Below are 23,268 nucleotides of genomic sequence, written 5' to 3'. Positions count from 1 at the left end.
TGTGCTCTTCCGATCTAACAGAAGGCGCTCTTGTTGCATCAATAAACCGGGGCTGCAAGGCAATAACAAAGGCCGGCGGGGCTGATGTCAGAATTCAGCGTGACGGGATGACAAGGGCTCCTGTCTTTGCCGCAAGAGATGTAATTCACGCAATGGATACAATCCGCTGGGTGGAATGTAACCGGGAAGTCCTAAAAGAGATTGCGGAAGCAACAACATCGCACGGCAAATTAACCGACATCACCTGCTTTTTAACCGGAACAAGCGTCTATGTGCGAATTGAATTCTTCACCGGCGATGCGATGGGAATGAATATGGTAACAATTGCATCAGAGCGGGTTGCACAGAAGATAAGTGAGGAGACCGGCGCAGTCTTGGTCGCACTCTCGGGCAATATGTGCACAGATAAGAAACCGGCCGCAATTAATCTGATAATGGGAAGGGGAAAGACAGTCGCAGCAGGAGTTTTCCTCTCTGATGCAATGATTAAAGATATTTTTAAGACCGACGCAAAGACAATGATGGAGGTTAACAACCGAAAGAATCTGGTAGGTTCCGCACGTGCCGGCGCTCTCGGTTTTAACGCCCATGCCGCAAATGTGATAGCCGCAATGTTTCTTGCATGCGGTCAGGATCCCGCACATGTTGTTGAAGGGTCAAACACCATCACAACCGTTGATCAGATGGAAGGCGGAGTTTATGTATCTGTAACAATCGCCTCGCTTCAGATTGGAACAATAGGCGGCGGAACAGGAATTGACACGCAAAGAGAATGTCTTGAGATGCTGGGATGTGCCGGTGGCGGAAAGAATTCAGGCGATAATTCCAAAAAACTGGGAGAGATTATTGCATCAGCCGTCCTGGCAGGCGAACTCTCCCTAATAGGCGCTCTCGGTGCAGGACATCTTGCAAGAGCCCACAAACAGCTCGGAAGATAAAATTCCACAGTCCCGAAAAATAAAATATTCTCTTTTTTCAGACCCAAAATTCCAAAAATCATTTATCCCTCAAATTTTTTTAATACATGAGAGCTGCCATTACTGTGTGTCATCAAAAAAGTATGAAAAACGTTTAAAAACAAATATATATAATCATACTAAAAATAACAATTGTATTACTGAGGATCTAAAAAACAGATCCTCTGATAATGCACAAAATCACCACAACAGAGAAGAAATCTGTCAGAATGTCCGGAATCTACATAATCATCCCCAAATCCAAAAAAAGCACATATAACAAAAAAAGAAATTGTACAATTCCTTTGAACTTTGATTTGATCACACCAGAACTTTCATTTTGAATGAAATCAAAATGACCAGATCAGTATTATTCCGGATACACGACAGAAATAAAGCCAGAGTCCATAAAAATTATGCAGGAATTATGAATGAAGGTGAATAACTGTAAAATCAGAAAAAATTTGATATTATCTGTAAATCGTTTATGCAGTGATTTTCCTCATATTTTTTCCTGCATTTTTATGCATTAAATGCCAGATTAAAACCTGGCTGACCCAAAACCCCGCAAAATTCATATCTGTTTATTTGTTGCAAAAAACGTACATGAAACGAATGTTTCAGACACATCTCTTATGAAAATGGTGACAACCATTTTTAAGCTGTTTTTTTCTCAGAGAAGCACAATCAGAAGTTATTTGAAAAAATGTATTAAAACCATTTCATCATCAGAATTGCATCCTCACCGTCCGCATAGTATCCTGCGACAACAAATACCTGGGAATACCCCGTCTTCTGATAGAATCTCTGGGCTTCTTTGTTTGAAACCCTTACTTCAAGCTGTACACCTTCTGCACCGAGCACAAGGCATTCATACTCAATCCTCCGGAGAAGTTTGCCGCCAAGACCCCGGCAGCGACATTCGGGAAGAACAGCAATATTCATAATATGCCCGTATATAGCCTCGCCGGTATCCTCAATACCTGCCGTTACAAAACCATATATCAGAGAGTCCTTCTCAGCAACAAAAAAGGTCCCGGAATAATAAAAGAGTGCATCGATAAACGCCGACTCATCCCACGGGTCTTTAAACAGTTCAGTCTCAATCTTTGATATCTGACCCAGGTCAGCCCTTTTCGCACGCCTTATCTGAATATTATCCTCTTTCATTAAAAAATTCCGCAGTAAATTATTCTCTTTTATGATTAGTCGTATTTTAAATTCAATATACCGGATGTAAAAAAAGGAGATTAAAAAAATGATGGAAAATCCGGCGCCACATCTCAAAATTATAAAAAAAGTCATGAAAAAACATCTTTTAACTATAAGAAATCAACGGCAAAAACTACTGTTATAATAAAAATTCACACATATTTCAGGCCTTTTTGGTACCTCAGGCAATAAAAAACAGGCCCGGGGTCAGGCAGTGTATCGGATACTCATATTATATCTTATTACAAATAATTACAGGAATTACAGGAGAGAAATGTTTGTGAAACATGTTCATGAAACATTAGTTACATGGCTTTCTAATGAAGATGAATTTGTTATTTTCACTGAAAAATAATATGTAATTTTATTTTTCAGAAATGAAGACAAAAAACTCTTAAATCGCACATCAAAGAGCAAATGAAATTTCAAATCTCTGTTAATCCCAAAAAAACGGCAGAAAAGAGGATACAAAATATGGTGAAAATATTCAGTTTTCCGGCCTTAAGGCCAACAACGGACAAAGCAGCCGATATTGCATCAGTCCCATATGATGTTGTAAGCACAGAGGAGGCACGTGAATGTATAGAGGCAAATCCGCTCAGCTTCATGAAAGTCATACGCTCCGAATCAACCATGCCCGGCGTTGACCCGAAAGACCCTTCAGTCTATGAAACTGCAAAGAAGAATCTCGAAAATATGGTAAAAAAGGGTCTTTTGGTAAGAGATGAAAAGCCGGGAATATATCTCTATCGCATAAAACAGGGCGGAAGCATATACACAGGATTTGTGGCTGATGTATCTGTTAAAGATTACGAAGAGAACAGAATAAAACGCCACGAACTCACACGATATGAAAAAGAAGAGGACAGAACGATGCACATCGAGACGACAAATGCCAACACAGGCCTTGTCGTCCTTCTTTACCGTGACCCGGGAAAGATATTCCCTTATATCAAGTCCATGATACCTGACAGAAAACCCGACGGTGTTGCAAAGACAGATGACGGTGTTGTTCATGAAGTATTCAAAATAGATGATGCAGATGCAGTCTCAAAACTTACAGATATGTTTGAGGATGTGAGTGCACTCTATATTGCAGACGGACACCACCGTGCCAAATCATCTGTAAACGTTGCTCAGAAAAGACGGGAAGAGGGAAGAATTACAGAAGAAGCAGAAAGATTCATGGCAGTCATCTTTGCTGAAAACAGGGTTAAAATTCACGGTTACTCGCGCCTTGTAACTGACCTCGGGGATTATACAGCTGAATCATTCCTAAAAGCTCTCTCGGATAAATTTGAGATCAAAGAGTATGGTGAGATTGATGACACCGTCTTTAAAATTCCGCCCTTAAAAGAGTCTGAAAAACCCCTTCATGTATTCCATATGTATATAGGCAAAACATGGTATGAACTGTCATGCCCCGTTATTAATCCTGAAGATACAATTGCATCTTTAGACGTTTCTGTCCTTCAGAAAACAGTTATGGAAGATATGCTCAAAATAAACGATCCCAGAGGCGATCCGCGTCTTGAATATCTTGGAGGTTCAAGGCCCCTTTCTGATCTGAAAAAACGTGTTGACAGCGGTACATATGCAGTTGCATTTTCCATGCAGCCTGTTCAGGTTAAAACAGTTCTTGATGTTGCAGACGAAGGAAAAATTATGCCTCCGAAATCCACATGGTTTGAACCAAAACTCCTCTCAGGACTTACAGTTCATACCCTCGACTAATTTTTCAAAAAATCAAAACTGTCATTTACATCAGACAGGGCCCGATACATTAATATCCTTTTTTTAAATTTTATAAAAAGCAGATGATTTTTTTTCAACATATGAAATACACAAAAAAATCGGGACAAATATGCGGTTTATTCAGCCTTCAGTTCTAATTAGCAACAGTTATATTTTATTCATTCAATACAATGAATTATAAGCCATATAAATTAAAATCCACTTATAGGATTGTGATTTCGATGAAAATGCATATCATCATATATATTATTCTGATTTTCGCATTCTGCATAACAGGCGCATGTTTAGATACAGACGACGGACAATCGGGAGAAAAAACTGACAAATCATTCCCGGCAGATACAGTTCAGGCAGTAAATTCAGGGGATGCAGACAAATATAGAATTAGTCTTAATGAGACTCTTTTAGAATTCCGGCTTTCAACCGATATAGAAAATGAAAGAATTGAGGAAATAAGAGATTATATTGATACAGGGAATGTTATACCCACAGTACACCAGATAATCGGTTTAGGAGTTGACAGGGACGCAAATGCCGATTCCTGGATACTCGGAATCAGATACAATAATACTGAATCACTTATCTATCCCGAAATTACAGGATGGAGAGAAAATATCTGGCCCGGCCCCCTGCCTGAAGAAGAAATTGATACATATGCAATAATGATGCCATCGGAATTATTTTTAAATAACGCCGCACAGACAGACATTCTCTTTGAAAAATCAAAAACAGGCAAAACTTCTGTTCTTTTAATTAACGGAGTCTATTATATATCATCTGAACCCTCAGATGATAACCAGGAGATTAAATTCAACGCATATACAGGAGAAGTGATCCCGTAATTATGAAAAATGATGATTCGGGAATGCTGTCCATCGATTTTCTGGCTGGATTTACAATTTTTTTGATCGCATTAATAATAGTTATAAACATGATTCCCGGACTTTTACTCAGTGTACAAAGTTCTGCTGTTGACTATGATGCCGTTGCATACAGAACCTCAGTTATACTGACAGAAGACCCGGGATGGCCTTATGATCCCGCATGGGAACGTGAGGATTACAGCCATAAGGACAGAATAGAAAGACTGGGACTTTCTGTATCCTCTGAAACCCCAAATATCCTGTCAACAGATAAGATACTAAAATTTTTCAGCAAAACGACAGATTTTAATTTTACAGATTATGATTACAGAAATAAAGCAATTTTTGGGGATTTTGACTACAGATTTAATATATCACTAAAAGAAGACTCATCCAGTCCCCTTTTCGCAGGAGAACCTGTTCCGCAGTCAAGGTATGGATATCTGAGAAGGGCTGTAAAAATTAAGCATTACAGCAGCGCTGACCTTCCCTGCAGCGATTTCAACACAACAGATGTTAGCTTAACCAACCCAAGTCCCCCATATAACTACGATAACGGGATCTCATTTACACTTGACTACGGCATACTTTATGACAGAACGATGTCTCCTGCTTACAGGATTGATCCAAAGAATGAGCCGCTGGTATTAAGGGTCAACGATTTCAGCACGAGCCTTAACCTGTCGGAAATAAACTCTGTAAAACTTACACAGGTAAGATTCGTAAAAGACGGGACTATTGTTCCGATGCCATACAACATTTTCAGTAATGAAACATACCTCTACTCAGTTGACGGAGTCTATCACACAATGGATGACGAGATTGACATGACTGACAAGTCACAGATAGAGGTAAAGCTGTTTCCAAGTGTTATGTTCTCGTCTGACATCACAGCGTCCCTCACTCTTGCCGCAAATTTCTCATATGAATTTAAGCACAACGGAACAATAATCCCCCTGCACCCAATAACAGGAGCAGACATCTCATACTGTTATGACTGCCCCTATGTATCTGAACCATATCTTACAGACGGTGTCGTTGAGGTGTGCATATGGTAGGTCTTGACAACTCGGGACAGCTTTTTACAATTGAAGGGCTCACGGCCGCATTAATCATGATTGCGTCCGCATACATTGTCCTCGGAACAGGCATGGTCCTAACGCCCGGAGATGTCCATATATCTGATATGCAGCTTTCACAGCTTGGAAATGATGCTCTTTTAATGATGGATACAGAAAATGAATATGGCGGTAAAAACAGTCTTGTATCAATAGTGTACAATGCAAGCCCGGTAAGGGGGACGGTAAGAAATGATGAAGCTAAAGCAGAATTTGACTCTTTATTTACAGAGTACTTAAGGAAAAGTACCGGTTCCACAACACTCGTTGACTCACTCAGATACAGCTCTGCAATTTATTCATCAGATGCATCAGGAACTGTTACTCCAACCGAATTTGCAAAAAACAGCGATAATCCCGGAAGAAGCCCTGCCGTACGCTGCGGCAGATTTGTCAGCACAGACTGGGAAGGAAGTGATACTGTTGTCAGACTGGAGGTTTTGATATGGAGAGATTAAACGATGAGGGCCAGTGGATTGTTCTGATGGGATTTATCATAAGTGTCGGAATCTTCTTTCTTGCAATAATTATCAACCAGTCCGTAATGGTCGGGCAGACAACAGCAGAAGGAGTGCTTGAATTTCCAAAAGCAGAGATACAGGATATCAGATCCGAGATTATAGATATCGCCAAATCAGGAGATAATTCTCTGATAAAGCAGATCAGTATAAGAGAACTTTCTATAAACAGAGTGAATTCAGTGGTCTGGTACACAATAACGCCGGGTAAATTCAACGATGAATACTTCAATTACACGGAAATTAATATTCATTTCAACAACGGGGTGACATCATATGACGAGATATACCTTCTGCCTGAAAAGAACTGATGATGAAGCTGTAAGCACAATTATCGAATACATAAACATAACAGCTGTACTTCTGGTTATGCTTATTGTTGTCATGATTGTCACAAATGCAGTTTTAATAGAGGGGCCTTCAGACAGCTTAAAATACCATTCATTTGTAGACATAGGAAACGGAGTCAGCGCCAGAATTGTCGATATTTATGTAATAGCTCCTGAAAACGGGAGAATTACAACAGAATTTGATCTGCCGGATGATGTTGCCCAAAAAAATTACTACGTTAAAATGGACCCGCTTTTAACAGGTGCTGCCCAGAGCGTAATTGTAACCGACGGAAACGTCTTTAGCAGAATATCGATTACAGGAATCGGAGCTACAAGAGGGGTCTCCGGCAACACCACAGGCTCGGGAATAAACAGACTTACATATGACTCCGGAGGGGTATAATGCAAAAAATAAAATCTTTTTCAGACACAAATGAGAGCGGCGTTTCAGAAGCAATAGGATTCATAATTATGTTTTCGATAGTTCTTACAGGAATTGCAATGGTAACTCTTTACGGCTATCCTCTTCTTTTGGAATCGCAGATAAGTTCGGATGAAAGAACAATGGAACAGACCATGATATCACTTCAAAATGATATCAAAATATTAAGTTACAGTAATGTTCCCTACAGAGATACCGCCATAAGAGTATCAGGAGGTTATCTTGAGGTGATCGACTCTGAAGATTCGGGAGACAGTTTTCTTTTTGAATACAATAATAAATCCACAGGTGCTGCGGATTCATATATTTTTAAACCTGGTAAGCTTCGTTACACTTCAGGTGAGGGAACTGCCGTAATTTCTGTTGAAAACGGTGCGGTACTATCCAGACCCAAATTCCAGCCGGGATCTGTAATGGCAGCTGAACCAAGATGGTATTATGACGAGTCTACCGATACACTGGTTATTCTTTTAACCAAAATATTGACAGAGAGGAATTACACACTTGGAGGAATCGGGAATGTTCAGATGAGCATGCTGACAGAGCCCCGTACAACAGATGAAAACTATGCATTAGACGTCACATTACCGGTGCCGCCACAGGCAATAACGCTCACATATACCCCTGACCCTGCAAACGATCTCTCAGTAGCATGGAAAAATTATATAACAGGTGATTCCATTCCCGGAGGTCAGTTTACAGAAATATCAGCAAACAAGTACCAGATGACCGGCATTTCACATTTAATAATAAAAGAGTACACAGTAAAAATTGAAAGTCTCTAAAAAAACCTTTTTTGGAAGTTACACTGCAGTTTTTTTCAGACAGCGCCTGAAACAATAATTTCAGCTGTATTTTTCAAAATTTTAGATTTAAAGCAAAAAAACCCAAAAAAATTATCTTAAATTAAAATCAGAGATAATTATTTTTCCTAAGCCATTCTACCTGCGGCTTGGTATATCTGTATATGATATCACACTTTTCGTCCTGGAAATCCCACGGAACAACGATTAAAACATCTCCCTCACGAATCCAGACACGTTTCTTAATTTTTCCTTTGATACGACCAACACGGGTGATGCCGTCATATGCTCTGACTCTGATATGATTTGCTCCAAGCATTAAATCCGCTGTTGCAAACTGCTCCCTGTTTCTTCTGTTTGGAAGACGTACACGTACAATTACTTCAGGTGGTTTTGAATTATTTTTTTTAACGTATGCCAGATATCCCAACTCCAATTGTATACATATTAGTCGTAATGAAATATATCAATTCTTATTGTCATCTCTTTTTTATCAGCGTTTTATTCTTTTAAGGCAGAATGAATGAAATATACAAAAAACAGGCAAATCTTATAATAACACAGACCTGTATTGCAAAAAAGAATTATATCGCTTACATAAAATTAAAAAAATCAGGTGAAAGAACAATTTATTTTAAAAAGACGGATAAACTTCCCATATTATAATGAACCAAATAATACAAGGATTATTTTTACAATTACACTGCTAATCTCAATATTTTTGGGGATTATTATATGAAAAAATAAAGTTTATCTGATATTTGAAAAGGGTTTTTTGAGGAGTTGATTTTAAAAGAATCTTCTGCGGGGATTTCCTCTTCCACCGCCAAATCCACGTCCGCCTCCACGGGGAACTCCTCCACGTCCGATTCCATAAACTACTCCTTCCTGCGGGACATTTCCTGTATTTACTGTACCTGTTGTATCTCCTGCTGCAGTTGTCTTATCAACAACATTTGCAGGATTGCACGGGCCGAACTTGCGTCCGGTCATTCTGCCCTGGCCCTGTGGGCCTGTACCATCAAATCCTGGCATTTTTTTATCTCCTTTTAGCAGGTTTTAACAAATAGAATCACCATGAATGCTTTAAATCCATCCGGCATCATAATTATTTATTCTGCTTTGCCGGACCGGGGCATAGTAATACCCCTGGTTTTTTCATTCATAAATTCTTATTATTCTCTACCTGTTTACAATATGTTATTACACATATGAGTAATAATTAAAGTTATGTTTGCGGCAACATGAATTTATTCAACAATTAATACAGGCGTTTTTTGATTGAAATAGTGATTGAAGCCAAATTCTTTAGTTTTTTTATGAGATATTATTTTTATTTCCACAGGAGATCCCAAAAGCAATTTATTCCGATAATTTTTATTCTTTATTTTCAGAGACTATTTCAATTTTTTTCCCGTTTACAAGAGCATCTGCTATTTTTTTTCTTCCGTTATGAAGATCTCTCCAGAGAGTTCTTCTGGAAATTCCCATCTCTTCTGCAGCAGACTCCTGATCATGATCCATAAGGTCAACAAGCCTTATCGCCTCTATTTCCTCTGAAAGAACAGTAACAGATTCCACCTCACCGTCAGGCTCACCGGACAGATTAAAACTTCGTCCCATGCAGGGATTATCTATCATTCTCTTCGCCCGGGGTCTTCCTCTTCCCCTGCGGCATCTGCCCTGTCCCGGACCTATATTCTCTGTCATGATAATGTGCACCTCTTACGGATGATATTTTTCAGGATTTTTAAAATAATTTTTTTATTATTTTAATTATTGTGCTGATACAAAAAAAAAGTATCAGAAGTCCCGTATATTATATACCGGAAAAACACTGACATTTATTCAGCAGATTAAATGATTTACGATATCTTTCCGCCGGACTACTTAATCAGTATAATAGGCATTGCGGCCTTTGCAATTACAGGTGTCTTAGCCGGTGCAAAAAAAGGAATGGATATATTCGGAATTGTTGTAATTGCACTCGTAACTGCATTCGGCGGCGGAACCTTAAGGGATGTCATACTGGATGCACCGATATTCTGGATTGAGAATTTCTTCTACGTCTGGATTGCATTATTTGCGGCTGTTATGGCTTTCTTTCTGGAAGATTACTTCTGGAAGACTTATAAGCCGCTCCTGCACCTTGATGCACTGGGTATAGCTCTCTTCAATGTCCAGGCGATAGATAAAACACTTGCACTGGGATATGGTCCTGCCGTTGCAGTCATAATGGGCATAATAACCGGCATATCAGGCGGTATAATAAGGGACATCTTAACTGACAGACCAAACCTTATTCTAAAGCAGGATCTTTATGCAACACCGATACTGATAGGCGGCATTTTGTATGTTACAATGATATACCTGTTTCCGGACGCAGGAATAATGAATGCCACCACTGCAATATTAGTTGTATTTCTAATCCGTATCGCAGCGATAAGGTGGAATCTCACATACCCGAAATGGCTGCTGTTTGCCGGAAAAGAGGATCAGTAAAAAAACAGGATATTATTATTTTCACTTAATATTATATTTCAGGTTAAGATACTCTTCAAATTTTAAAAGTGCATCCTTCATATCAGTCCTGCCAAAACCTATTCGGAAATGACTGTTATTATACCCGTAAACGGTTGAGGGGAGAAGAAGGACACCGGCTTTTTCTATTGCATCAAGACAGAATTTGTCTGCGTCTTCACCGGTTTTTATCCTGACAAAGCCTATTGAGCCTGCATCCGGCCTTACCCATTCAAAAATTGCACTGTATTTTTCAAAGAAAGAATCCAGAAGCAGGAGATTTCCTGAGATAATTTTTAAATTTCTTTCAACCAGTTTTTCACGGTTTTTGAGCGCTATTTCGGCAAGATACTCTGAAGGAGCACTCGAACAGATTGTTGTGAAATCCTTAAAGTTCGCAATTTTTTCCATTAAAGCTGAATCTTTTGCTGCAATCCACCCGATTCTTAAACCTGCCAGGCCGTACGCCTTTGACATGACTCCCAGGGATACTCCTTTTGAGTACAGGTCTGCAACCGCAGGCAGAAGGCCGGATTTCTCATGCTCAAGTTCTCTGTAAACTTCATCACAGAATAAATAAAGAGAATTCCCATACGCGATTTTTACGATTTGTGATATTTCATCCTTTGAGAAGTTATAGCCTGTGGGGTTATGAGGCGTATTTAAGACAATTGCCTTTGTATTTGGCTTTATGCTCTGCTTTAAATCTTTTATATCCGGTTTCCAGCCGTTTTTCTCATCCATCTCCCAGAAGGTTACCTCACACCCTATTGCATTTGCGACCTCATAGAGCGACTGGTAGCCGGGGTACTGGACAATTAAATGATCACCGGGGGACAGAACAACATTCATAAAGATGAAAATACCCTCCTGTGCGCCTGAAAAAGTGATTATATCATCAGGAGTTACAGAATCATAAAGGGAGGAGATAGCCTTTCTAAGAGAAGGCGAGCCACGCGATTCTGTGTAGCCGAGCCAGACATCTGCGTATGCTTTGAGGGTTTCACCGCATATTTCAAGAAGTTTTCCTGCTGTTACCGACTGGCAGTCGGATGTGCAGAGAAGGTGCGGAGCACAAAATTCATATTTTGCAAGGTATCTTTCGAGCCGGAAATCGTTGATCTTCATAATCTCTAAAAAACAATTGGCTTTTGATATCTAAAATGGTTGCCGGATTTTTTTAATTACCAATTATTATTTTTCCTAAAAACGTCATCAGGCATATTCATCCCAAAATTAAAATGCTATCAGGTCAAGTCTAAGTCATCAAAAGAGGTTTCTGAGAATGAATGTTTTGATAGTATATGCTCATCCCGAACCAAAATCCCTCAACGGAGAACTGAAAGATTTTGCTGTTGACGTACTTGAAAGAGATGGCCATTCGGTAAAAGTTACAGATCTGTATGCAATGAACTTCAAGGCCGCACTTGACGGAGACGACTTTACAGACAGGGTCGATAAGGAGAAACTCATAATCCCGAAAGAGCAGATGCACGCCTATGACAACGATACTTTAAGCCCTGATATAATGGATGAGATTGGGAAGATAAAATGGGCAGATCTTTTAATTTTCCAGTTTCCGATATGGTGGAGCAGTTGTCCTGCAATACTTAAAGGCTGGATTGACAGGGTTTTTGTACAGGGTTTTGTGGTAAACCTCTATGACGGAGCCATCTATGACAAAGGTCTTCTTTCCGGTAAAAAGGCACTGATATCGGTGACTGTCGGATCACCGAGGGAGCTTTACACAAGGAACGGAATACACGGCGATCTCGAAGTTCACTTAATGACACTCTGGCACACGACATTTGAATTCACCGGCCTTGAAAATATGGACATATTCTACATTTACAATGCAACAGTGATGGATGAAAACAGGGTAAATGAAGAGAAAAAACGGTTTGAGGGAGTTTTAAAGAGCATAAAATAATATCTCACATCCAAAGGTGCAAAAACATACTCATTTACGGGAATTTTATTCATCCATTTTTACTCATATCAAAACCCCTTTTTTAAAAAAAAATTAGATACACTCAAAAATAATATCATCTTAAAAAGAAAAATGATATAGTTTGAGAGACCTGATTTACAGGTCTGATATCACAGAAGGGTGATATATTGGCAATTAGAACAATTAAATCCGCCTTTGGTAACTACGACAGGCATTACGGAAAAAAATCCGTCAGCCCCGATAAGAAAAGATTTGACCGGATTATTCTTTCACTCTACATTCTGGGAGAAAAGGGTAGAAAAAGTGTTTCCCGTCAGGATATGGAGAGAAAATGTTCAATATCCAAAAACGAATTATTGCTCGCAATAGAAGACCTGACAGAGAAGAATAACATAATTGATGAATCCACAATGTCAGGTATGAAATGGCGCCTTAATAAAAGAGGCATCAGCTATGCGGAAGATATGATTGAGGAGATGGATACAGACAGAGCTCAGGTTTATATTCCGGAAGCAGACTGAATTTTTTTTCAAATCTTTCATTTCATTTTCTGTATATTTTCAGGAAAAATTACTTTTGGGAATAAACAATTAATGCCACACAGGAATGTCATTTCTATAACCTGCGGTAAAGCCTTACGATGAGCTGTTAAAGGAGATCAGTGAAGACTGATTCTGGAAGAAATAATATTAATTTTTTCATCTGTCAGGCGGCCTTTTTTCCCCACAATTTCACTCTTTCTTATTCCTGACACATACGATGTGAGAATATAACTCTCTTCAAACAGGCTTAAGCCCCCTTTTGCAAAATCATCAAGTTCAAGCGGAATATTTGAGGAGTCAGGTGAGATGCGGCTTGTTACAGGGCATAAGCGGACAAAACCCTTACTGTCTGTCCCGATAACTACTGCAGGCCTTATTTTAACCTCATTGCGACCGCCAAAGCTCACCGGAGCAAGTACAACGTCGCCTAAAAAATACTCTGACATTTTTCTTTATGATTTATCAGTTTTTTATCGGGCATAAAAATTGCTTATCATGCTTTTTTCAGGAAAAATTTAAAAAACAGATCTGACAGGCAAACCTTATGGTATATTAAATCCTTTCAGAATAATAACGAAATATAAAAAAAGGAGATAAAAAAATGAGTTCAAAAAAAGTAATTACAGAAGAGGAAGCCAGGATTACCGCAGAACAGCTGGGAATTAAATGGGACAGATTTGATCTGGATCAGTTCAGACGCGGAATGGAAATTGAACTTGAACACGGCCTCGTTGACCCGCATACAAATGTGACAAACGATGATACCCTTATCACAGGAAAGATTGCACTTGCACATTTAAACGAGATCCCCGACTATTACGACTGGCTTGAAAAGATGGAAAGGGAAGCTGAGGGTAAGGATTAAATTATTTTTTTTCTTTTTTTTTCTTTTTTTTAACCTTAATATTACACCCGCGATAGATTTATCGCCATTGGTGAATCAGATTAGATTAAAGGGAGGGATTTTAATGGCAATACAAAAAGAAGATTTTAATCAGGAATCTTTAGGAAAAACGGGCGGTCAGAATGACAGCTCGCCGCATATATTTCCAAAATCCCTGCCGACAACTGTAACTATCGGCCTGATTGTGGCAGATGTTAATTTCAATCATGAAAATGTCATCAAAGCGGTCAAAAAAATACTAAATACGCTTGAAAATACGCTTGAAAACACACCTGCCACATATAAGTTTGTTCTGCCATTCAAACGCGGATTGGGACACGATATACTGGAATCCTTGCTCTTAGACCCTGTATGGGAAAGATGCAGCCCTGCCGAGGTCTGCCTTATAAAATCCCCTGGTGAAAACATCCCGGGGTACATCCCGTTAAAAAAAGACATTCATTTTATAACCAGAGAGATCGGGAATAAACCAAAAAAACACGGATATGATCAGGTTACTGATGCAATAATTGAATCCTGTACACTAGTTATTCTTATAGGTGAATGGGAGCCGGGTTCACAAAAATACAATGAAGGAAGCATATTCAGGCTTGCCAGACATCACGGAACAACCATCGTTGCAATAAACCCGGATGAAGCAAATACCTATGTAATTCCCCACGAAGACAGAATATTTGACTCCTATCAGTCCCTCAATGATTACAACACCGAGAAGATCTCAAGAAAAAAATACTCCGCAAATATTGAAAGATACATCCAAACGATAAATGGTGAATGCCATAAAGCAGATCTTCCGGAAAATGTGGTAGAGTCAGTCTATAACTCACTTCTTCCCAACTTCACTCGTACAAAGATGCTTGCCAGAAAATATATGCATCTTTATCTTCTTTCAGGCACTTCAGTCTCCATCCTCGCTGCTCTGGCAGTTTTTACAATAACATTACAGACAATCTTCTTTCCTGAAAACTCCGCACTTGTATGGCTTGAAGTCGCAGAGATCATTTTGATCATCTTCTTTTTGACATGCTCAAGATACTGCAATTTTCACAGAAAATGGATAGACTACAACTTTTTAGCAGAAAGAATCAGGTCGGCCTTTTTTTTGTATGTGGTCTACATCACGTGCAAAAAACCGGATACACCTCCGCACATGACACTTGCCCACAGACCCAATGAATGGATGGTTATGGCATTTGAATCCTTAATGGAAGAGGTCACTATTCCTTACTGCCGGATAGATATCCCTTTTGAACCTGTTAAAAAATTTTTCATCTCTGCATGGATTAATAACAGGCTCAGGTATTACGAGAACGAAAGTAAGAATTCCGGCAAAAAATTTCTTTTTCTCGCAATCACAGGCGAGACATTATTCGTACTGACTCTTATTCTTGCAGTCATTCATGCACTGGGAATTGGCCACTGGGAACTCTACAACATAGAAGCCTCAATGGTTCTTGCATTACTTACAATCTCGCTACCTGCATTTGCCGCCGCAATCGCATCAATAAGAGTCCAGAGGGAATATCTTAGAAATAAGGAACGCTACTCCCATATCGCACGACACATCTCTTCAATTAAAAACGAGATGGAACATGTAAAGGATATGAATGCCCTTGGTAATCTTTTGGAGGAGATGAATGAGATAACACTTAGGGAGCAGCAGGACTGGAGAATTCTTTTCAGATTCAGAAATTTGGGAGAAATCTGAAAATTATATATTCAGAAAAATTTGAAAGTTAAAAGAGGTCATTTTCTTTTTACATAATCAAGATAGCCCGAAATCAGCTCCATAATTACCAGAGAGTCATTGCCGCTGATTTCTATCAGTGCCTCCTGCTGTCTGATATCCGGCGGGTTTTCTTTTCCTGAAAAAGCCCGTATGAAGTGCCCGAATACATCCTTATGCGCAATTTTGACATTGAATTGTGATTTTTTTAATTCATCATAAAATTTTTCAAGTTTTATGGGATCATCCATATTTAAAAGGACAAACAGATTTTTTATTCCTTCTTCTGCCATTGTCTGCGCCTTTAAAAGCCCTATCGGGTGCTTCTCACCTGCCGAAATAAGGGCAGTGCCCACATATGACAAAACCCTTTTGTCAACCGAATTTAAAGGCACATTATCCTTAATTGTGTAATGGCCCATATCACCAAAGTCCCTTAAATCAAGAACCATCCCGGGATTTAGCTTAGTCTTTCGGGAGTATCTCAGCTTAATTATTGAATAATCCGACATGCTTATTGCCAGTACCTCAAAATTGCTCTCCTTTCCGGAGGAAGGTGCCGAGATTACCGCCACATATACAATATCCGATAGTGTAGGAGGCAGGCATGTTCGTTTTTTCTCCTCACTTTTTTTTGAATCGCTCCCTGAGATTTTAGAATGAAACTTTGTTTCAGGCCTAATTTTCCCGGGATTTATCAGATCATCAGATTTCATATTAACCGGATTTTTTTTTATATTTTTGTTATATTCACCTGTCAAAATCCTCTATATTCCAGCCAAGATATTCCTTTATTATAACATATGCCATCTGGGGAGGAATTGCACCCTGCTCTGTAATTATTAAATCAACGTATTCTGCCGGCGTCACATCAAATGCCGGATTTCTGACAGTAATATTTGGCAGCATTGCAGCGCCTGCATCATCCAGAACCTCTGATGAATCCCTCTCCTCAATCTGTATGAGATCACCTGTTATCGTCTTTGGTGCGAATTTGTAGGTCTCTGCTGCCACAATAAAAGGAACTCTTGCCTCATGAGCACAAAGGGCTATCTGGGAGGTCCCGATCTTATTTACAACAGCACCGTTTACTGTGATTGCATCAGACCCTGTTATTACAAGCGACACCTCTTTCATGAAGTAGCGGGCGGCAGAATCAACTATGAAATTTGTTTTAATTCCGGCATCGTTCAGTGTTTTTATTGTAATATACCCCTGGTTTCTTGGCCTGACTTCGGTGGCAAACACCTCAAATTTCTTTCCCTGATGATAAGCCTCAATTATACAGGCGATTGCCACCTCTGAGTTGCAGTGGGTAAGAATCGTATCGCCGTCTTTTATGTGCCTTGCTCCTATCTCCGCAATCCGTTTTACAGCCTTCTCTGAATTTTCAATGAATGAATCCGCATTATTTATAACAGAATTGCGGGCTTCATCAGGGGTTTTTGCAACCTTCACACCTTTCATAACGATATTAACCGCATTTGGAAGAGAGACTGCAGTCGGTCTTGTCTTAAGAAGTATAGATGCTGCAGACTCCATCTCCTTTTGAAATGTTTTAAGATCCTTAGCATTCACAGTCAGTGAATGCTCTTTTAATGCAAGTGCACAGGTACGTGCAATTCTTCCCGCACCCCTAATCTCCATACTGCGTATCTTTTCGGCAATTTCGATAACTGACATCTTATGTCATTGTTATAATCACAGTTTACTATAAAACCACTCTTTGGTTTTCATCTAAACGTGCGAATACTTCGTATTCATCACAGTTTACTATAAAACCACTCTTTGGTTTTCATCCAGGCGTGCGAAGACTTTGTCTTAATCACAAAATATTAAAAAAAGTTAAACTTCATTCTATCTTCTGAACTCTGCCGACTCTTCCATCTTCCAGCCGGACTTTGATTCCGTGAGGATGAAAGGAAGAGTTTGTAAGTATATCCTTTACTATGCCTTTTGTCAGCTTTCCACTTTTCTGATCCGCTTTGAGAACAATCTGTACAGTTATACCTGATTTTATGTTCATCCTCTGCTGTGGGTTTTTATCACTATCTGCCATTATATCTGATCCTTTTTTCCTGCCATATGACGGATATTTTTCCGCCTGAAACTGCAAAACGTATTATTCCTGTTAATTGTTTCCAGTTTATTGATTAGTAATTAGTCAGGTAATAGTTATCATATATAGGGTATATTGCAGCTGAAAATATGTTTAGGGGAACCATGATCGCAAATATATATAAAACGGGGGAGATGGAAACAACAAAGTGCAGAATTAAAAATTCAGGTCCCAAAATATTTCTGGAAAATGTTTGAAAAAATGCAGAATTCTCTCCTAAAAACAATTACAGGAAGTTTTACTCCTTTTTTAGGGGGATGCAGCAAAAAATATAATAATTATTTTGAGGATAAAATTATTTTTATTTTCCAACTCAGGAACAATGCAGACATATATCTATTAGTATATCAAACTGATAGTAACAGATTATTCTGTTGGAAATAAAAAAATGAATGACAGAAATTATGGTGGCCAGGGCAGAAGCTTCGGTCCCCGCGAACCAAGAGAAATGCATAAAGCAGTATGCGCAGATTGTGGAAAAGAATGTGAAGTTCCATTTGTACCTACAGAGGGAAGACCAGTCTATTGCAGAGACTGCTTACCTAAGTACAGAAAACCAAGATTCTAAATTTTTTCCTTTTTTGCTTTAATTGTAATTTTCAGTTTGTTTCTCACTAAATTCAGGTACCTGATATCAGGATATTAAAAAAAGTGAATTTTATTTCAGCATACATCATATGTTTAAAATAATACTCAGCATCTATATTGTCAAAAAGGATTCAGCCGGAAAAATCACCTGATTATTATAAAAAAATCCAGAATTACTACTAAACACAGGTATGATTTATGTTGAAAAGATCAGAAGAAAAATCAAAAATAATAATATCTGTCGTGATAATTTTTATTGCTCTTGCAGCATCATGCGGCTGTACATCTTATAATACAGATAGTAAACTCATATCTTCAGATGATCAGGATCTGTCACAAAATAACCTGCAGACATCTTCTGAAAAGATTACAGAGGTTAAAAACGGACAGAATGCTGATGAAGCAGGATACACTGAAGAAAATTTAATAAAAAACACAGCAAAATCCGTATCTTATCCCAGACTGATACCGGGAAGTGTAACCGGAAGTGAATATTCCAAAAAGACTTTTACCACAAAATTTGAGAAGACAGAATACACTGTCACATTTGACATTAACAGGTCAATACTGGCGGGGGCACAGGCAGCAGATAAAAGTCTTGCAGATCATATCGCAACAGAGCCTGAGGATGTCCAGATAGAATATTACAAATCGTTTTTTGAAGGGGAGGCCAATGATGTCTTCTTTGATGAACTTTCCAAAAAATTAAGACACATCCGGCTTGCCAACAACCTCAATGACGAGGAATATCTGGAATTTCTAATAGCATTCGTCCAGCAGATTCCCTATGACTTTGATGCAGTGAAAACCCGTTTTCCGGAAGAGGTAATCTTCGACGGTAAAGGTGACTGCGATGAGAAGAGTATGCTTCTTATCGGTCTTTTGGAAAAAAGCGGATATGATGTATCTCTCATTCTATTCCCTGATAAGGGCCATGCAGTCGCAGGCATAAGAATTATTCCGCAGGGAGATACAGGTTTTAGAATGTATAAATCAGATGAAGGCCGAAAATATCTCTTTATTGAGGCGACCGCACCTGCATATATTGGTCTTTATCCGGATGATTACGAGGATGCACGGGCAGTTGTAATTCCCATAGGAGACGGGACCCTGGACTATAGAAATTACAACTATGTTGGATACATCGTTGATAACAAAAGAAAGATTGAGGACAGAATAATCTTCTTTGAAGAGCAGTTAAATGAATGGTATGATGACATTACAGCTCTTGAAACAAAGTTAAAAAACCCTGAGAAATATTATATCTACCAAAGCGAATATGATTCCGACTATATCGATTACAAAATTCTCGTAGAAAAATACAATGATTATTACAACATGTATCAGAAGAACATAGAAGTCTACAATCATATTCTTAATAACCCGCATGATGTGGAAGGTGTCAGAAGAACTATCTCAAACAGCAAGGTAAACGATATGGAATACTAAATAAATCTGTATTAAATAAAAAAAAATAATTTTTTTCTCAAACCTGAATTTCAGGCAGTTAACAATATTACTTTTTCACTCAATCTTTGGACGCCAGTATTCGGAAGGTACCCTGTCAATTAACATTCCCTCGACAACAACAGGTAAAAGCTGCCTTGCATGCTCAATTGCCTTTTCAAGACGCCATTCTCTGTCGGCATATATTGTATAGATGACCTCGCCATCCTCAACACTCTGACCTCTCTTTCTGTTAAGGTAAATTCCGGCCCCGACATCATGTGGTGCTCCGGCAGTCCTTGCAATTGATATAAGGGCCTTGTTCTTCATGTCAATAACATAACCCTGCTCAGGTGCATTCACCTCAAAAGAAAATTCTCCGGGCTTGAAATCCTCAGATTTTACTTCAGGATTTCCTCCCTGGATCTTTATTATCTCCTTCATCTTTGAAAGAGCCCTGCCGCTCTTTAAGAGTTCCTCTGCGAGCGTGGCCCCCATCCCGTTCTGGGCTTTTCCGGCCATCTCAAATGCAATTCCTGCGATTGTAAGACTCTTCTGGATAAGTGAGTTGGGATCATCTGCCCCTTCAAGAACAGCAAGTGCTTCCCTTACTTCCAGATTTACACCGATGGAATGCCCGACAGGCGATTCGCCATATGTCAAGGCACACTCAACCCTGATTCCGAATCTCTCACCAAGCTCTATAAACTCCCTTGCAAGCTTTCGCCCTTCCTCAGGAGTTTTCACCTTGGCCTCTGATCCCACAGGAATATCGATTACAACTAAATCGGCGCCTGCGGCAATCTTTTTTGCCATAACACTGGCCAGCATCTGTCCGCGTGCATCGATCTTGAAGGGATATTCGTAAATTATTATTTTGTCATCAGCAGGCGCAATGTTTGTTGCACCGCCCCAGACAATCACACCCCCGGCCTTTTCAGTCATCTGCTGAACCTGTTCTGCAGAAAATTCAACAGGAGCCAAAACCTCCATCAGATCAGCTGTTCCGCCTGCGCCTGTTATTGCACGGGAACTTGTTTTGGGAATTTTAAGACCGCCGGCAGCAATTATCGGAACCACCAGGAGCGAAATTTTGTTTCCCGGAACGCCTCCGATTGAATGTTTGTCAACGATAGGTTTTGAGGAAAAATTCAGTTTGTCGCCTGTTGAAACCATAGAGCGGGTTAAATATTCCACTTCATCCATATCAAGGCCGTTTATATAAGAACCTGTAATAAATGCAGTGGCTTCACCGGGTGAAAGGACATCTGATACGATATCTGCCACTATCAGATTCATCTCATCAGCGTTGAGTTTTAAACCGTCCATCTTCTTTTTGATACATTCGATTGAAACGGGACGATCTGCATAACGGACATCAAATATATCGCCGTCACTGCCATTTAAGCGTTCATTTGTCTTGTGATAAATCCCGAACATTCCCTCGGGAATTATCGTCTTTGTTGTGACAACAAAGGCCTGGACAGAAAGACCCTTCTCCTCTTCAACAATCTGAACGCGATCACCGTCAAGAACCCCTATTTTACGGGCATCTTCACTGTTTAAGACAACACCCTGATAATCAATATCCAGCAGTTTTGACCAAAGTTTTACCATACCAATACATCCTTCATAAAACGCTAGATGATTGATAAGTATTCAGTAGATTAAAGTCTTTTTGAAACCTCAAAATATTTAAATAAACCATCTTTACCGTTTTTTTAGTAATTATGAGAAAAAATGCCATTAATTTATTATCTGATAATTTATTCTGACAGATTTCCAAAACTATAATCAGAGCATAATGCATAAACTTTTAATATCATATGTATCTTCTTGCGGTCTTTTTTACAACCCTTGTGCTGGTCACATTCATAAGCTTAAAATATCGTATATCTCCTTTTTTTACACTCACCGGCGGAGCACTTTTCTTCGGTCTTCTGACAGGTCTAAGCTTTGATGCCGCAATTACGGATACTGTAAAGGGTATGGGAAACACCTTCGCCGCATTTGGGGTGATAATATTTTCAGGCTCTGTTATTGCAAAAATTCTGCAGGCACAGAATCAGACAGAGGATATTGTAAATGATATCAGAAGAATTGTAAAAGATCCGCCTGCATTATCAGGTGTTACAGGATACCTGCTCTCAGTTCCGATAACATGCTGCATTACCGCATATCTGCTCATCTTCCCGATAATAGGAAGTCTTGAGAAAAATCACGTCCGAAGAAATATTCTGCTATACATTGCTGCAACAGCATCTATTGTCTCATATGTCCTGATTTCTCCGACACCTGTTGTAATTCCGCTTTTTAATGTGTTTTCCAGAGGGATGTCCCCTCTTTTATACGATGCCGTGGCTTTACCCCTCTCGCTTCTGCTGCTGGGAGGAATTATTTTTGCAGGCAAAAGGAGACTTGAAAAAACAGATTCTGATGACACCAATACAGCCCGTAACGTTTCAATAAAAAACAAAGATACCGAAAATATACTATTCCACAAAAGAGCATGGGCACCATTTATTGTAATGCTTCTCGCACTTCCCGCAGGTTTTTTTATTTTTGGACTCACCAACACAGGAATAATTAACTTTGTAATGCTTGCAGGCGTGATTTCAGCTGTTATGCTTGCATCTCCGAATATTCGAAAAATAGCTGTCAATGATGGTTCAAAGCATGCAGGGCTTATTATCTTTGATATCTGCGGGGCAGGCGGGCTTGGATATGTGATAATAAAAAGCGGTCTTGCAGCAGAGGCAATGAACTCATATCCGGAATTTCTTCCGGTTATTTTCATACCATTTATTATTGCAGCACTGATAGAGACCGCCCAGGGCTCAAGGCTGGTGACATCAATTATCTCCGCAGACTTTATCGCCCAGACAGCCATCCCGGGACTTATCAACCCGATTTCATTAATCCTTCTGGTGAGCGCAGGGACATGCTTCATATCCTTTGTAACAGACCCATATTTCTGGCTCATAAAACAGACAACAGGCGATGAACCAAAAGAGGTAATTAAGCATTATACCCTGCCACTTGCCATAACAGGGCTTATAATCCTTTTATTTGCGGTAATTTTGGAGTACACAATATTTGCACAGATGTAACTTTCTTTTTTTTGATTTTTAAAGAATATTATATGAAACAATTTTTGAATGAAATTTTAAAGACGTTTTTAAAACACCAGCCAAAAACGACCAGAATTAGAGAAGTGACCTATAGATTCATTACTGATGGAATCTATTGTATATAACAGGGAGACCTAAAAATGGATACTAGCAAACTTTATGTCGGAAATCTGACATACTCCGTAAACGAAAAACAGTTAGAAGAGTTGTTTTCACAATATGGCGATGTAAAAAGCGTCAAAATTATTGAACGTAAAGGATTTGGATTTGTCGAGATGGGCACAGTCGAAGAGGCTGAAAAAGCTAAAGAAGCTCTCAACGAGACAGAATACGAAGGCCGCA

At 39.2% G+C, this 23,268-nt stretch carries 27 protein-coding genes; 17 read left to right on the top strand and 10 right to left on the bottom strand.

Features of this window, described 5'->3' with window-relative positions; genetic code table 11:
- Positions 1-938 (top strand): hydroxymethylglutaryl-CoA reductase (locus ACTB1O_RS07160; RefSeq protein WP_462994453.1); only part of this gene is annotated, 938 nt, incomplete at its 5' end.
- A 729-nt stretch (positions 939-1,667) separates the two neighbouring features.
- Here the strand turns inward: ACTB1O_RS07160 and rimI are convergent.
- Positions 1,668-2,126, bottom strand: a complete 459-nt coding sequence (rimI, locus tag ACTB1O_RS07155) for a ribosomal protein S18-alanine N-acetyltransferase (protein WP_462994452.1) — start codon at positions 2,124-2,126, stop codon at positions 1,668-1,670.
- A gap of 516 nt (positions 2,127-2,642) precedes the next feature.
- Here rimI and ACTB1O_RS07150 point away from each other — a divergent pair.
- The 7 genes from ACTB1O_RS07150 (at position 2,643) to ACTB1O_RS07120 (ending at position 7,981) form a co-directional block, all read left to right on the top strand.
- Positions 2,643-3,902, top strand: coding sequence for a DUF1015 domain-containing protein (locus ACTB1O_RS07150; protein ID WP_462994451.1), 1,260 nt, complete (start codon positions 2,643-2,645; stop codon positions 3,900-3,902).
- Between the two features lie 242 nt (positions 3,903-4,144).
- Entirely contained in the window at positions 4,145-4,765 is a 621-nt protein-coding gene (locus ACTB1O_RS07145; RefSeq protein WP_462994450.1) for a hypothetical protein, read from the top strand.
- Positions 4,766-4,767: 2 nt separating this feature from the next.
- Positions 4,768-5,844 carry a DUF7287 family protein gene (locus ACTB1O_RS07140; protein ID WP_462994449.1) on the top strand — a complete coding sequence of 359 codons (1,077 nt, stop codon included), beginning with the start codon at positions 4,768-4,770 and terminating at the stop codon, positions 5,842-5,844.
- Entirely contained in the window at positions 5,838-6,362 is a 525-nt protein-coding gene (locus ACTB1O_RS07135; RefSeq protein WP_462994448.1) for a DUF7288 family protein, read from the top strand. The genes ACTB1O_RS07140 and ACTB1O_RS07135 overlap by 7 nt, the downstream gene beginning before the upstream one ends.
- On the top strand, positions 6,350-6,733 hold the full coding sequence (locus ACTB1O_RS07130) for a hypothetical protein (protein ID WP_462994447.1): 384 nt from the start codon (positions 6,350-6,352) through the stop codon (positions 6,731-6,733). Before ACTB1O_RS07135 ends, ACTB1O_RS07130 begins: the two co-directional genes overlap by 13 nt.
- Complete coding sequence (locus ACTB1O_RS07125) at positions 6,699-7,157, top strand: hypothetical protein (RefSeq protein ID WP_462994446.1); 459 nt, start codon at positions 6,699-6,701, stop codon at positions 7,155-7,157. Before ACTB1O_RS07130 ends, ACTB1O_RS07125 begins: the two co-directional genes overlap by 35 nt.
- A complete protein-coding gene (locus tag ACTB1O_RS07120; protein WP_462994445.1) occupies positions 7,157-7,981 on the top strand; it encodes a DUF7289 family protein in 825 nt (274 codons plus the stop codon). Before ACTB1O_RS07125 ends, ACTB1O_RS07120 begins: the two co-directional genes overlap by 1 nt.
- A 127-nt stretch (positions 7,982-8,108) precedes the next feature.
- Here ACTB1O_RS07120 and eif1A read toward each other — a convergent pair whose 3' ends face one another.
- The 3 genes from eif1A to ACTB1O_RS07105 all read right to left on the bottom strand — a co-directional run bounded on the left by eif1A (position 8,109) and on the right by ACTB1O_RS07105 (position 9,709).
- Positions 8,109-8,435, bottom strand: a complete 327-nt coding sequence (gene eif1A, locus ACTB1O_RS07115; RefSeq protein ID WP_462994444.1) for a translation initiation factor eIF-1A — start codon at positions 8,433-8,435, stop codon at positions 8,109-8,111.
- A gap of 353 nt (positions 8,436-8,788) precedes the next feature.
- Complete coding sequence (locus tag ACTB1O_RS07110; protein ID WP_462994443.1) at positions 8,789-9,034, bottom strand: DUF5320 domain-containing protein; 246 nt, start codon at positions 9,032-9,034, stop codon at positions 8,789-8,791.
- A 342-nt stretch (positions 9,035-9,376) separates the two neighbouring features.
- Positions 9,377-9,709 carry a DUF134 domain-containing protein gene (locus ACTB1O_RS07105; RefSeq protein ID WP_462994442.1) on the bottom strand — a complete coding sequence of 111 codons (333 nt, stop codon included), beginning with the start codon at positions 9,707-9,709 and terminating at the stop codon, positions 9,377-9,379.
- A 150-nt stretch (positions 9,710-9,859) separates the two neighbouring features.
- Here ACTB1O_RS07105 and ACTB1O_RS07100 point away from each other — a divergent pair, with 150 nt between their 5' ends.
- The gene (locus tag ACTB1O_RS07100; protein WP_462994441.1) at positions 9,860-10,501 is read left to right on the top strand and encodes a trimeric intracellular cation channel family protein; all 642 of its coding nucleotides are present in this window, start codon (positions 9,860-9,862) and stop codon (positions 10,499-10,501) included.
- 21 nt (positions 10,502-10,522) lie between these two features.
- Here ACTB1O_RS07100 and ACTB1O_RS07095 read toward each other — a convergent pair whose 3' ends face one another.
- On the bottom strand, positions 10,523-11,647 hold the full coding sequence (locus ACTB1O_RS07095) for an aminotransferase class I/II-fold pyridoxal phosphate-dependent enzyme (protein ID WP_462994440.1): 1,125 nt from the start codon (positions 11,645-11,647) through the stop codon (positions 10,523-10,525).
- Positions 11,648-11,804: 157 nt separating this feature from the next.
- On the opposite strand from ACTB1O_RS07095, the gene ACTB1O_RS07090 reads away from it, so the two are divergent.
- Together ACTB1O_RS07090 and ACTB1O_RS07085 are read left to right on the top strand one after the other, a co-directional pair.
- Positions 11,805-12,449, top strand: coding sequence for an NAD(P)H-dependent oxidoreductase (locus tag ACTB1O_RS07090; RefSeq protein ID WP_462994439.1), 645 nt, complete (start codon positions 11,805-11,807; stop codon positions 12,447-12,449).
- 188 nt (positions 12,450-12,637) lie between these two features.
- Entirely contained in the window at positions 12,638-12,991 is a 354-nt protein-coding gene (locus ACTB1O_RS07085; RefSeq protein ID WP_462994438.1) for a hypothetical protein, read from the top strand.
- 137 nt (positions 12,992-13,128) lie between these two features.
- Here ACTB1O_RS07085 and ACTB1O_RS07080 read toward each other — a convergent pair whose 3' ends face one another.
- Positions 13,129-13,458, bottom strand: coding sequence for a type II toxin-antitoxin system PemK/MazF family toxin (locus tag ACTB1O_RS07080; RefSeq protein ID WP_462994437.1), 330 nt, complete (start codon positions 13,456-13,458; stop codon positions 13,129-13,131).
- A gap of 155 nt (positions 13,459-13,613) precedes the next feature.
- Between ACTB1O_RS07080 and ACTB1O_RS07075 the strand changes: the two genes are divergently transcribed.
- Both ACTB1O_RS07075 and ACTB1O_RS07070 read left to right on the top strand, forming a co-directional pair.
- Entirely contained in the window at positions 13,614-13,877 is a 264-nt protein-coding gene (locus ACTB1O_RS07075; RefSeq protein WP_462994436.1) for a DUF5661 family protein, read from the top strand.
- 103 nt (positions 13,878-13,980) lie between these two features.
- Positions 13,981-15,624, top strand: coding sequence for a hypothetical protein (locus tag ACTB1O_RS07070; RefSeq protein ID WP_462994435.1), 1,644 nt, complete (start codon positions 13,981-13,983; stop codon positions 15,622-15,624).
- Positions 15,625-15,662: 38 nt separating this feature from the next.
- Here the strand turns inward: ACTB1O_RS07070 and ACTB1O_RS07065 are convergent, their stop codons facing one another.
- From ACTB1O_RS07065 to ACTB1O_RS07055, 3 genes are all read right to left on the bottom strand, one after another.
- Entirely contained in the window at positions 15,663-16,358 is a 696-nt protein-coding gene (locus tag ACTB1O_RS07065; protein WP_462994434.1) for a hypothetical protein, read from the bottom strand.
- A gap of 34 nt (positions 16,359-16,392) precedes the next feature.
- Positions 16,393-17,325 carry a ribose 1,5-bisphosphate isomerase gene (locus ACTB1O_RS07060; protein WP_462994433.1) on the bottom strand — a complete coding sequence of 311 codons (933 nt, stop codon included), beginning with the start codon at positions 17,323-17,325 and terminating at the stop codon, positions 16,393-16,395.
- Positions 17,326-17,494: 169 nt separating this feature from the next.
- On the bottom strand, positions 17,495-17,701 hold the full coding sequence (locus tag ACTB1O_RS07055; protein WP_462994432.1) for a YwbE family protein: 207 nt from the start codon (positions 17,699-17,701) through the stop codon (positions 17,495-17,497).
- A 448-nt stretch (positions 17,702-18,149) separates the two neighbouring features.
- Here ACTB1O_RS07055 and ACTB1O_RS07050 point away from each other — a divergent pair, with 448 nt between their 5' ends.
- Positions 18,150-18,329, top strand: coding sequence for a CxxC-x17-CxxC domain-containing protein (locus ACTB1O_RS07050; protein WP_462994431.1), 180 nt, complete (start codon positions 18,150-18,152; stop codon positions 18,327-18,329).
- Positions 18,330-18,547: 218 nt separating this feature from the next.
- On the top strand, positions 18,548-19,798 hold the full coding sequence (locus ACTB1O_RS07045) for a hypothetical protein (RefSeq protein WP_462994430.1): 1,251 nt from the start codon (positions 18,548-18,550) through the stop codon (positions 19,796-19,798).
- Positions 19,799-19,873: 75 nt separating this feature from the next.
- Here ACTB1O_RS07045 and ACTB1O_RS07040 read toward each other — a convergent pair whose 3' ends face one another.
- Entirely contained in the window at positions 19,874-21,412 is a 1,539-nt protein-coding gene (locus tag ACTB1O_RS07040; RefSeq protein ID WP_462994429.1) for an AMP phosphorylase, read from the bottom strand.
- A gap of 209 nt (positions 21,413-21,621) precedes the next feature.
- On the opposite strand from ACTB1O_RS07040, the gene ACTB1O_RS07035 reads away from it, so the two are divergent.
- Together ACTB1O_RS07035 and ACTB1O_RS07030 are read left to right on the top strand one after the other, a co-directional pair.
- Entirely contained in the window at positions 21,622-22,905 is a 1,284-nt protein-coding gene (locus ACTB1O_RS07035) for a GntP family permease (protein ID WP_462994428.1), read from the top strand.
- A 161-nt stretch (positions 22,906-23,066) separates the two neighbouring features.
- The coding region (locus ACTB1O_RS07030) for an RNA recognition motif domain-containing protein (protein ID WP_462994427.1) at positions 23,067-23,268 on the top strand (202 nt) is incomplete at its 3' end.

The organism is Methanomicrobium sp. (genome assembly GCF_055145805.1).
Note: the sequence above shows the minus strand (reverse complement) of the source record. Positions and strands in the feature narration are given on the sequence as shown.